Origin of the sequence: Bacillus sp. LM 4-2, assembly GCF_000978495.1 — a bacterium.
Lineage (GTDB): Bacteria > Bacillota > Bacilli > Bacillales > Bacillaceae > Bacillus > Bacillus subtilis.
On sequence record NZ_CP011101.1, the window covers coordinates 4,058,030 to 4,069,266 of the forward strand.

Below are 11,237 nucleotides of genomic sequence, written 5' to 3' on the forward strand. Positions count from 1 at the left end.
AATCTCCGGTGTCATACACAAAGCATAAAAAACCGTACTGCTGGATATACTGTAAACAACCTTACATAACTACACACACCATAGCAATTCTGTTACCTACTATAACAAGGAAGTGAAACCCATGAATCGAAAAGGCGGGCTTTTTTCCTCTCAGGAACGAGTAAAGCAATATGTTTCACATACAGATGCTGCAGCGGCAAAACAAATCCAAACCATTCTTTCTTCATCCTTACGTAAAGCTGCCGGCAAACCAATTGTTGTGGTTTGTATCGGAACAGACCGTTCAACCGGTGACTCATTAGGCCCGCTCGTAGGAATGAAACTCAAACAGATGCAGCTCACCAGATTCCATGTCTACGGAACCTTATCTGACCCCGTCCATGCTGTGAACATGAAGGATAAAATCAATGACATTCATAAATTACATAAAAACCCATTTGTTATAGCAGTCGATGCATGCTTAGGCCGCGTTAAGAGTGTGGGTTCATTTCAAATCGGGGACGGGCCATTAAAGCCCGGCGCCGGTGTACAAAAAGACCTTCCTGAAGTGGGAGATCTTCATATTAACGGAATCGTGAATGTGAGCGGTTTTATGGAATATTTTGTATTGCAAAATACTAGACTCAACTTGGTCATGAATATGGCAAATGTTTTAGCGGAAGGTTTGAGTTTAACAGATCGGACAGAGTGGAGGCAAGAACGCCTTAACCCGTTGCAAAGGCTCACTGGGCGCATATAAAATAAAAACCATCTTCGTTTGAAAGATGGTTTTTTCATTTATGATTCTCGTTCAGACAAAAGCTCTAAAATCCGGTCAAGGTCTTCATTAGAGAAAAATTCAATTTCGATTTTGCCTTTTTTCTTCTGTCTTTTAATATTAACTGTTGTTCCAAAATAATTTTGGAGATAGGATTCTCGTTCTTTTAGAACCGCATCTTTCACAGGTTCTTTTTTCTTTGTTTCACGTGGAACATTCTGATTCAACTGCTGAATCAGCTGCTCAAGCTGGCGAACATTGAGCTGCTCCGCAATCACTTTTTGTACCAGCGGTTCAAGCTTATTTTTGTTTTTTAAGCCAAGAAGCGTGCGTCCATGTCCCATAGAAAGCGTGCCTTCGGCAATAAGCTGTTGAATATTTTCTGGCAGTGTCAGCAGTCTTAAATGATTCGCAATATGCGGTCTGCTTTTCCCAAGACGTTTGGCAAGCTGCTCTTGTGTGAGATCTAAGTGTTTCAACAAGGAGTCATATGCCTGAGCCTCTTCAAGCGGAGATAAATCTTCACGCTGAAGGTTTTCTAATAAAGCAATTTCCCTCATTAACGCCTCTGATAATTCACGGACAATGGCCGGAACTGTATCTAAACCTGCCAGCTTTGCCGCTCGAAAACGCCGTTCACCCGCAACAATATCATAGCCTTTTAAAGATTTTCTGACGATAAGCGGCTGAAGAATGCCATGCTGCAACACAGATTCTTTTAGTTCAGCTAATGCCTCGTCATCAAAGTGTTTTCTTGGCTGATAAGGATTAGGGCGTAAATCGGCAATTTTAATTTCTTCAACTGTCTCTTCAGACAAATCTACCTGATTAAATAACGCATTAATCCCTTTTCCAAGGCCTTTAGCCATTCGCAGCCACTTCCTTTGCTAAATCTAAATATACTTCCGCACCTCTTGACCGCGGATCGTATAAAATGATGGGTTTTCCGTGACTCGGTGCCTCACTCAGACGGACATTACGCGGAATAACTGTCTTATATACTTTATCCCTAAAATACTTTTTAACCTCTTCAATCACTTGAATGCCAAGGTTTGTCCGGGCATCAAGCATTGTCAGCAATACACCTTCAATCATTAAATCAGTATTCAAATGCTTTTGCACAAGACGTACTGTATTTAATAACTGGCTGAGACCCTCCAAGGCATAATATTCGCACTGTACAGGAATCACAACGGAATCCGAGGCAGTAAGGGCATTAATCGTCAGCAAGCCCAATGACGGCGGACAATCAATGATAATATAATCATAATTTTGCTTTACTGCTTCAAGCGCTCTCTTCAATCTCACTTCTCTTGATATTGTAGGAACCAGCTCGATTTCAGCCCCTGCAAGCTGAATCGTCGCAGGAATCACATCCAAGTTCTCTACTGTCGTTGCTTTAATAATATCTATTACATCTGCATCATCTACTAAAATATCGTACACACACTGCTCTACATCGGCTTTTTCAATCCCTAATCCGCTTGTCGCATTTCCCTGCGGATCAATATCTACCAGCAGAACCCTTTTCCCTATGTAAGCCAAACATGCCCCAAGGTTGACAGACGTCGTTGTTTTGCCGACCCCGCCTTTTTGGTTCGTAATTGCTATGATTTTTCCCACGATGTCACCTACTTTCACATGAACATGTACTATCTTGCTTCTATTCTATCAAAAAAAGATTAAAGCGTTTCATTTTTTTCATCATTTTGTTCCGAATCAGAAGGGAAATAATTGAAAATTCAAGCACGCTTTATGCTTTCTCTTATAAATTCTGCAATTTCTATGTTTTTTTGACTTAAAAAAGGAATTTCTTAAAGAAAAAAAGAAGAAGTCACAGTACAGAACGTGGAAACAGGATGGTGAGAAAATGGTTTATCAAACGAAGAGAGATGTACCCGTTACGCTGATGATTGTGTTTCTCATATTACTGATACAAGCAGATGCCATTGTTCCTTTTGTGCTGGGAAATATGAGAGTTTCCGGCTGGATCATTTTTATTCTGCTGACTCTTTTAAATGGACTCATCATTTGGAGCTTTATTGACCTAAAATATGTATTGAAGGAACACCATCTGATCATTAAAGCCGGATTGATCAAACATCAAATTCCTTATGAAAAAATCGATAAAGTCGTTCAAAAAAAGAAACTATGGTCCGGTTTTCGTCTGATCGGCTCTCGCCATGCCATCACAATATATTATCAGGGGGGATGGGGACATGCAGTAATTTCACCGCAAAAATCTGAAGAGTTTATCCACAAACTCAAAGAAAAGAATTCTAATATAATAATTTTCACTAAAAGTAAGTGATTACCTTTTATTGAAAATATAAAAAGCTCTCCTGCTTTTCAGGAGAGCTTCTATTTTGGTATGCGAATCGTTAATTGAATATATTCTTCAAATTCTTCTTCTTCTGTATTCAATTTTACACCGCTGTCTTCCACCATTGATAGTGACTGGCGAATCGTGTTCATCGCAATTCTTGTATCTCTGCTGAATGCTTTGCGTCTCGGCTTTGGCTTTCTCTTGCCTTGCTCCAGCATTTTCACCACGCGGTCTTCCGTCTGCTTTACATTTAAACTTTTCTCAATAATCTCTGTGAGCAGTGTGACTTGGAGCTCAGGCTGTTTCAGCGGAATCAGCGCTCTGGCATGGCGCTCGGTGATTTTCTTCTCCATAATCGCCTCTTGGACCGGCTGAGGCAGCTTTAATAACCGAAGCTTATTCGCGATTGTAGACTGCCCTTTTCCTAAGCGCTGTGCGAGTGCCTCCTGTGTTAAATCATGCAGCTCAAGCAGCCTAGCATAAGCATGCGCTTCCTCAATAGAAGACAGTTCTTCCCGCTGCAAGTTTTCGATTAACGCCACAGAAGCGGTTTCCGTGTCGGAAAAATCCTTAATAATTGCCGGAATCTTTTCCCACTCAAGCGATTGCACCGCTCTCCAGCGTCTTTCACCTGCAATGAGTTCGTATTGGCCTTCTTCTTCTGTATGCCTAACAACAATCGGCTGAATAATGCCGTGTGTATGAATGGTCATTGCTAACTCTTTGATTTTTTCATCTGAGAAAATGGTGCGTGGCTGAAAACGGTTGGGAACGATAGCATTTACCGGTATTTCCAGAATCTCTTCTTTATTTGTATCATGTTCAGCAATCTCCGGCTCCTGTTCCTTCTCACCAAGCCCGAAGAAACGAGAGAATGAATGCTTCATGTACCTACACCACCTTTAAAAACTGCCATTTTTATAATTCTATTTTCTCATGGTTTTTCCTGCTGTACATCCATCAATTTTGATGAAAATATGATGGTATTGTCATATCAGGCTGTCTAAATTACCCTTCAATTGGCGATTTATTAGGAGTTCCCGGTTTTCTTGGATACTTCTTAGGTGTATTTTTTATTTTGCGTATCACCATAATATTACGATCGCTTTCTTCAATAGGCAGCTTAAAAGAATGGATATTCTCAAGTTCTCCTCCAAGCGTCGTGATTGCTTTTTTGCCTGCATTCAGTTCTTCTTCCGCTGATGCGGCTTTTAAAGCAACAAATAAACCGTTTTTCTTCACCAGAGGCAAGCAAAGCTCACTCAAAACAGATAATCTCGCAACTGCTCGCGCTGTCACAATATCATAGCTTTCACGCACGTCTTTCCGTTGCCCGAACGTTTCAGCTCTGTCATGGCAGAATGTTGTATTCTCCAATTGCAAAGCCTCAGATAACTTTTCTAAAAACGTGATCCGTTTGTTCAGTGAATCCACGATTGTGACATTGAGGTGCGGAAAGCATATTTTTATCGGCAGACTTGGAAAACCCGCTCCCGCTCCAACATCACAAATCGTGTTCACCTGATTGAAGTCGACATAAAAAGCAGCTGTAATGGAATCATAAAAATGCTTTAAATACACTTCTTTTTTCTCTGTTATTGAAGTGAGATTGATTTTTTCGTTCCATTCAACCAGCATGTCGTAATACAGCTCAAATTGCTCCAGCTGACGGGGAGAAAGGGAGATCCCTTTTTCCGCCAAACCAGAAGTGAATTCTTCAATATTCATGCCGTCATCCTTTCTATTCGGCTATCTTCGCAATGCGTCCCTGCTCTAAATACACCAATAGAATTGAAATGTCCGCCGGGTTTACACCGGAAATGCGGGAAGCCTGGGCAACAGACAAAGGCCGTACATTTTTCAGTTTTTGACGCGCCTCGGTCGCAATCCCCTTAATTGCGTCATAATCAATTCGGTCTGGAATTTTTTTATTTTCCATCTTCTTCAGTTTTTCCACTTGCTGAAGAGATTTTTCAATATATCCTTCATATTTCACTTGGATTTCTACTTGTTCTGCCACGTCTTGAGGAACCGGCACTTCTGGCGGCGCCAGTTTTGTGACTGTTTCATAGTTCATTTCAGGACGTTTCATCAAGTCTGTGCCGCGAACTCCATCTTTCAATTCGCTTCCGCCAAGAGAACGGATATATTCTTGATTTTCCGGAGACGGCTTGATAATTACAGAATGAAGACGTTTTTTCTCCGCCTCGATCGCCGCTTTTTTCTTCTCAAAAGCCGCATAGCGCTCATCAGAAATCAATCCAATGCGATGTCCGATTTCTGTCAGACGCAAATCAGCATTGTCATGGCGAAGCAGCAATCTGTATTCCGCACGTGATGTCAAAAGACGATATGGCTCATTGGTACCTTTTGTCACAAGGTCATCAATCAGAACACCAATATAGGCGTCAGAACGGCTTAGAATTACTTCTTCTTTTCCAAGCGCTTTTCGTCCTGCATTGATTCCCGCCATAATCCCTTGTCCCGCAGCTTCTTCATAACCGGATGTTCCGTTAATTTGGCCTGCAGTATAAAGGTTTGTGATTTTTTTGGTTTCAAGTGTCGGCCATAGCTGTGTCGGTACGATTGCATCATACTCGATCGCATAGCCGGCTCTCATCATTTGCACGTTTTCAAGTCCAGGAATCGTTGCAAGCATTCTTTGCTGTACGTCTTCTGGAAGACTTGTAGATAAACCTTGGACATAGACTTCCTGTGTATTTCTGCCTTCCGGCTCAAGGAAGATTTGGTGACGCGGTTTATCATTAAAACGGACAACTTTGTCTTCAATGGATGGGCAGTATCTTGGGCCCGTACCTTTGATCATACCGGAATACATCGGTGAACGGTGCAGGTTGCTGTCAATAATCTCATGTGTCTCAGGGCTTGTATATGTCAGCCAGCAAGGGAGCTGATCTGTGATATATTCCACTGTTTCATATGAGAAAGCGCGAGGCACATCGTCACCAGGCTGAATTTCCGTTTTGCTGTAATCAATCGTGTCGCTTTTAACGCGAGGCGGCGTACCTGTTTTAAAACGAACAAGGTCAAAACCGAGTTCCTCCAAATGCTCAGAAAGCTTAATAGAAGGCTGCTGGTTATTCGGGCCGCTTGAGTAAGACAGATCGCCAAGAATGATACGTCCTCTTAAATATGTCCCTGTCGTCATGACAACTGCTTTCGCACGATAATGTGCGCCTGTTTGTGTAATAACGCCTCGGCATTCGCCGTCTTCAACGATCAGCCGCTCCACAATTCCTTGCAGCAATGTTAAGTTTGGTTCTTTTTCAAGCGTATTTTTCATTTCGTGCTGATATTGGAATTTGTCTGCTTGCGCACGCAATGCACGAACCGCAGGACCTTTTCCTGTATTCAGCATTCTCATTTGAATATGTGTTTTATCGATGTTTCTTCCCATTTCTCCGCCGAGCGCGTCAATTTCGCGGACGACAATCCCTTTTGCGGGGCCGCCGACAGACGGATTACATGGCATAAATGCAACCATATCTAGGTTGATGGTCAAGACAAGCGTTTTGGCGCCTTGGCGTGCAGATGCGAGGGCAGCCTCAACACCGGCATGCCCGGCGCCAATCACAATCACATCGTATTGGCCTGCTTCATACCCCATGATTCTAGTTCCTCCTTTAATTATTTTCCTAAACAGAATTGAGAAAAGAGCTGATCAATTAAGCTTTCGTGGACAGAATCTCCAATGATTTCCCCTAAAAGCTCCCAGCATCTTGTAAGGTCAATTTGCACCATGTCGATCGGGACATCCTGTTCGATGCCGCTAAGCGCATCTTCAATGGCGCGTTTTGCTTGCTGTAAAATAGAGATGTGACGTGTGTTGCTGACATAAGTCAGATCACCGCTTTCAATGGCACCCGTGTAGAACAGTGATTGAATCGCTTCTTCCAGATCATTGATGCCTTCCTCTTTTAAAAGAGATGTCGTAACAACTGGACGTCCATTGGCAAGCTCACGGACACGTTCAGTGTCAATCTTTGGCTCAAGGTCAGTCTTATTCAAAATCACGATAACATCCATGCCCTCAACGGCTTCAAAAAGCTTCACGTCTTCTTCAGAAAGCTCTTCACTATAATTAAGCACAAGTAAAATCAGGTCCGCTTCCTTTAGGACCTGGCGAGAACGTTCAACACCGATTCGCTCAACAATATCCTCTGTTTCACGAATACCTGCTGTATCAACCAGACGAAGCGGAACGCCCCTTACATTCACGTATTCCTCAATCACATCCCGTGTCGTTCCGGGAATATCGGTTACAATGGCTTTTGCCTCATGAACGAGGCTGTTCAGAAGAGATGATTTTCCTACGTTTGGCCGGCCGATAATGACGGTAGAAAGACCTTCACGCAAGATTTTTCCTTGCTCAGAAGTCCTCAGCAGCGTCTCAATTTCCTTTTTCACGGCGGTTGCCTTTTCGACTAAAATCTGATGCGTCATTTCCTCTACATCATCATACTCCGGATAATCAATATTCACCTCAACATGGGCCAGTGTTTCTAAAATCTCACTGCGCAAACGGCGCACCAAAGCAGAAAGACGCCCTTCCATTTGATTCATAGCAACGTTCATTGCCCGGTCCGTTTTCGCTCTGATTAAGTCCATAACCGCTTCCGCCTGTGAAAGATCGATTCGGCCGTTTAAAAACGCACGTTTCGTAAATTCACCAGGCTCTGCCAGTCTCGCTCCCTCTCTCAATGCAAGCTGCAGCACTTGGTTCACAGTCACAATTCCCCCGTGACAGTTAATCTCGATGACATCTTCTCGTGTAAAAGTTCTCGGCGCTTTTAACACTGATACCATTACTTCCTCAACGACACGATCCGAAGGTCTGTCTACGATATGACCATAATGAATCGTATGTGATTCGACCGAGCTGAGTGTTTTCCCCTTCGGTCCCTTATAAATTTTATCTGCGATTTGAATGGCTTCTGGTCCGCTCAACCGTACAATCGCAATCGCGCCTTCTCCCATCGGTGTGGAAATTGCCGCAATTGTATCCATGTTGTTCACCTCTCTTTACTTATACTTCATCTATATAAAAAAATTTTTATTATGCCAAAACTAAAAGATAACATAGTTTGGTTCGAAGTGGAAGATTTGTTATCCACAGAAATAGAAATTCGTCCCTTATTACTTTAACTTATCCACATGTGAATAACAATTAATTTTATTTCCTGAACTTCCTTTTTATCAACAGGATACACCTAAAAAGAAAAAACTTAAACGGCAAAACCTTGATATTACTAGGAAAAGTAGATTTTTCGGATACAAAAAAACCGAAATCCAATTTTTATCGGACTTCGGTTTTATGCTATCTTTTATGGGAAATAACGAGATGACGATTTTCGCCTTCACCCATTGAATATGTTTTGATCTGGTGGTTTGCATATCCAGAAAGAGTATCGTGAATAATTTTTCTTTCGCTGGACGGCATGGGCTCAAGCTGGATGGATTTTTTCGTTTTCAAAACTTGGTCAGCAAGCTTGATGGCCAGCTGGCTCAGTGTTTCTTTTCTTTTCAAACGATAGTTTTCTGCATCCACCGTCACATTTTTATATTGGCCTGGATAACGGTTAAGGGCAAGCTGTGTCAAAGTTTCAAGGGCGTTTAAAGTTTGTCCTCTTTTCCCAATCAACAATGCTGCCTTTTCACCTGTTATATGATATCTCACTGTCTTTTTGCTTTCTTGAACAGTCACATCAGACTTCCCGGCAATGGCTTCGGCAATCGTTTGAAGATATAACTTCGCTTGCTGAATCGGATCAATCTTTTCAACCAGCTTTACGATCGCAGGCTTTTTACCGAAAATACCGAGAAACCCTTTGTTTCCCTCTTCAATAACAGTAATTTCTACCTTATCCTTCGTTAATCCCAACTCTTGCAATCCGGACTGTACTGCTTCATCGACATTTCGCCCTGCAGCAGTCACATTCCTCACTTTTTCTTTCCTCCGGCTTTTTGCGGCTCAGGATTTTTTTTAATATCAGGTCCTTTAATGAGGAAAGTTTGCGCAATCATAAACAAGTTACCAACTACCCAATAAAGAGAAAGAGCCGCCGGGAAGTTGATCGCAAATACGATAATCATAATTGGCATAATCCAAAGCATCATCGCCATTTGCGGATTTTGCTGCGCATTGCCAGCCATCATCAGTTTTTGCTGAACAAATGTAGCGACACCGGCAACGATAGGAAGAATATAGTAAGGATCTTTTTCTCCTAAGTCAAACCATAAGAAGCTATGCTCTGAAATCGCCTGGGTTCTCATGATCGCATGATAGAATCCAATTAAAATCGGCATCTGGATCAAAATCGGGAAACATCCCGCCAATGGATTGACACCATGCTTTTGGAATAAAGCCATTGTTTCCTGTTGAAGCTTTTGCTGCGTTTTTTGATCCTTTGAGCTGTATTTTTCTTTAAGCTTTTGCATTTCCGGCTGTAAAGCCTGCATCGCTTTCGAACTTCTCAGCTGCTTAATCATCAGCGGTAAAATTAATAAACGAATTAAAATGGTAACTAGAATAATTGAAAGCCCGTAGTTATCTCCCGTCAATTTCGCTACATACGTAATGAGCTCAGACAATGGATATACTACGTACTTGTCCCAGAAATGCGGACTATCTGCAGTGATCGGCTCTTTCACACTCGAGCATCCAGCCAAAAGCATGAATACGCCAACCATACTTAATAGCAACCCTATTCTCCTTTTCAACAACATTTCCTCCTATAATTAATCTTTACACTCTTTTATTGCAAAGCATACTTGTATGTATTTTAGCATCTTTCAGTTTTAAATGGTGTCTTTTTCTGATCAACCAGAAAGGAAGCGCTTTTAAAAGTTGTAAGAAAGCAGTGGTGATGCCTACTTTGACGAAGATTTCTTATATAATGAAGACTTTCTGAATAGATGCTGCAGACTTTTTTTCGTTTCCTCATATGTCAGCTGGCTCGCCGGTTTTCTGGCAATAATGATGTAATCCTTTTCCTTCAGTCTCTCTTTCTCCTCAAGAAAGGCCTGCCGAATCAAACGTTTGATCCGATTTCGCATCACAGCATTGCCAATTTTTTTGCTGACGGAAAGCCCGACACGCAGTTCATCATTTTCAGGCTGATCAAGCGTATATAAGACAAACTGGCGGTTTGCAACTGATGTCCCATGTTTAAACACTTTTTGAAAATCTTCATTTTTCTTTAAACGATTTCGCTTCTTCAAATGACTCACTCCGATACTGGCTGGCAGAAACTTTTAAAATTTATTATGAACATGAGATGCATCTGAACCAGGAAGCATGCCCCGGTTCATTACGCATCACATCTATCTTTTCCCATAACGTGAAAAAAGACCACTGACATTATTCAGTGGCCTAAGCTGATAATACTTTTCTGCCTTTGCGGCGACGGCGTGCTAAAACTAGACGACCGTTTTTTGAACTCATACGGCTTCTGAAGCCATGAACTTTGCTGCGTTTACGGTTATTCGGTTGGAATGTTCTTTTCATTTATGACACCTCCCTCGAGGAATAGCTGTTAAAGACAGTCTTACTTATTATATTTGCGTTACCTATTCATTGTCAACTTCACTAGTGCTTTTATTTCTTGCAACCATAATAGGATACCATACCTTTTCAACTTTCGAAACCTTATTTTTTAGATTCCTTAATTTTACGGAAAAAAGACAAATTCAAACAATTTGCCCCTAAAATCACGCATGTGGATATCTTTTTCGGCTTTTTTTAGTATCCACAGAGGTTATCGACAACATTTTCACATTACCAACCCCTGTGGACAAGGTTTTTTCAACAGGTTGTCCGCTTTGTGGATAAGATTGTGACAACCATTGCAAGCTCTCGTTTATTTTGGTATTATATTTGTGTTTTAACTCTTGATTACTAATCCTACCTTTCCTCTTTATCCACAAAGTGTGGATAAGTTGTGGATTGATTTCACACAGCTTGTGTAGAAGGTTGTCCACAAGTTGTGAAATTTGTCGAAAAGCTATTTATCTACTATATTATATGTTTTCAACATTTAATGTGTACGAATGGTAAGCGCCATTTGCTCTTTTTTTGTGTTCTATAACAGAGAAAGACGCCATTTTCTAAGAAAAGGAGGGACGTGCCGGAAG

General features: G+C 41.6%; 12 protein-coding genes. 2 read left to right on the top strand and 10 right to left on the bottom strand.

What is annotated here, in order from left to right:
• Nucleotides 1-121 precede the first annotated feature (121 nt).
• Entirely contained in the window at nt 122-739 is a 618-nt protein-coding gene (gene yyaC, locus bslm_RS20195) for a spore protease YyaC (RefSeq protein WP_003243890.1), read from the top strand.
• A gap of 38 nt (nt 740-777) precedes the next feature.
• Here the strand turns inward: yyaC and spo0J are convergent, their stop codons facing one another.
• Nucleotides 778-1,626, bottom strand: coding sequence for a stage 0 sporulation protein Spo0J (spo0J, locus tag bslm_RS20200; protein ID WP_003226832.1), 849 nt, complete (start codon nt 1,624-1,626; stop codon nt 778-780).
• The gene (gene soj / locus bslm_RS20205) at nt 1,619-2,380 is read right to left on the bottom strand and encodes a sporulation initiation inhibitor protein Soj (protein ID WP_003219244.1); all 762 of its coding nucleotides are present in this window, start codon (nt 2,378-2,380) and stop codon (nt 1,619-1,621) included. The genes spo0J and soj overlap by 8 nt, the downstream gene beginning before the upstream one ends.
• Nucleotides 2,381-2,627: 247 nt before the next feature.
• Here soj and bslm_RS20210 point away from each other — a divergent pair, with 247 nt between their 5' ends.
• Nucleotides 2,628-3,068: a PH domain-containing protein gene (locus bslm_RS20210; protein ID WP_015250779.1), complete on the top strand. Its 441-nt coding sequence runs from the start codon at nt 2,628-2,630 to the stop codon at nt 3,066-3,068.
• Nucleotides 3,069-3,118: 50 nt separating this feature from the next.
• On the opposite strand, the gene noc is transcribed toward bslm_RS20210, so the two are convergent.
• The 8 genes from noc to rpmH form a co-directional block, all read right to left on the bottom strand.
• Nucleotides 3,119-3,970: a nucleoid occlusion protein gene (gene noc / locus bslm_RS20215; RefSeq protein ID WP_015250778.1), complete on the bottom strand. Its 852-nt coding sequence runs from the start codon at nt 3,968-3,970 to the stop codon at nt 3,119-3,121.
• A gap of 121 nt (nt 3,971-4,091) precedes the next feature.
• Complete coding sequence (rsmG, locus tag bslm_RS20220) at nt 4,092-4,811, bottom strand: 16S rRNA (guanine(527)-N(7))-methyltransferase RsmG (RefSeq protein WP_015250777.1); 720 nt, start codon at nt 4,809-4,811, stop codon at nt 4,092-4,094.
• A gap of 13 nt (nt 4,812-4,824) precedes the next feature.
• Nucleotides 4,825-6,711 carry a tRNA uridine-5-carboxymethylaminomethyl(34) synthesis enzyme MnmG gene (gene mnmG / locus bslm_RS20225; protein ID WP_003226825.1) on the bottom strand — a complete coding sequence of 629 codons (1,887 nt, stop codon included), beginning with the start codon at nt 6,709-6,711 and terminating at the stop codon, nt 4,825-4,827.
• Nucleotides 6,712-6,731: 20 nt separating this feature from the next.
• On the bottom strand, nt 6,732-8,111 hold the full coding sequence (gene mnmE / locus bslm_RS20230) for a tRNA uridine-5-carboxymethylaminomethyl(34) synthesis GTPase MnmE (protein WP_046381482.1): 1,380 nt from the start codon (nt 8,109-8,111) through the stop codon (nt 6,732-6,734).
• A gap of 310 nt (nt 8,112-8,421) precedes the next feature.
• Nucleotides 8,422-9,048 (bottom strand): RNA-binding cell elongation regulator Jag/EloR, encoded by a 627-nt coding sequence (gene jag, locus bslm_RS20235; RefSeq protein WP_003243764.1) that lies wholly within the window; start codon nt 9,046-9,048, stop codon nt 8,422-8,424.
• Nucleotides 9,045-9,830, bottom strand: a complete 786-nt coding sequence (spoIIIJ, locus tag bslm_RS20240) for a YidC family membrane integrase SpoIIIJ (protein ID WP_010886648.1) — start codon at nt 9,828-9,830, stop codon at nt 9,045-9,047. Before spoIIIJ ends, jag begins: the two co-directional genes overlap by 4 nt.
• Nucleotides 9,831-9,974: 144 nt before the next feature.
• Nucleotides 9,975-10,325: a ribonuclease P protein component gene (gene rnpA / locus bslm_RS20245; protein WP_003242628.1), complete on the bottom strand. Its 351-nt coding sequence runs from the start codon at nt 10,323-10,325 to the stop codon at nt 9,975-9,977.
• Between the two features lie 151 nt (nt 10,326-10,476).
• A complete protein-coding gene (rpmH, locus tag bslm_RS20250; protein WP_003178075.1) occupies nt 10,477-10,611 on the bottom strand; it encodes a 50S ribosomal protein L34 in 135 nt (44 codons plus the stop codon).
• Nucleotides 10,612-11,237: the final 626 nt, after the last annotated feature.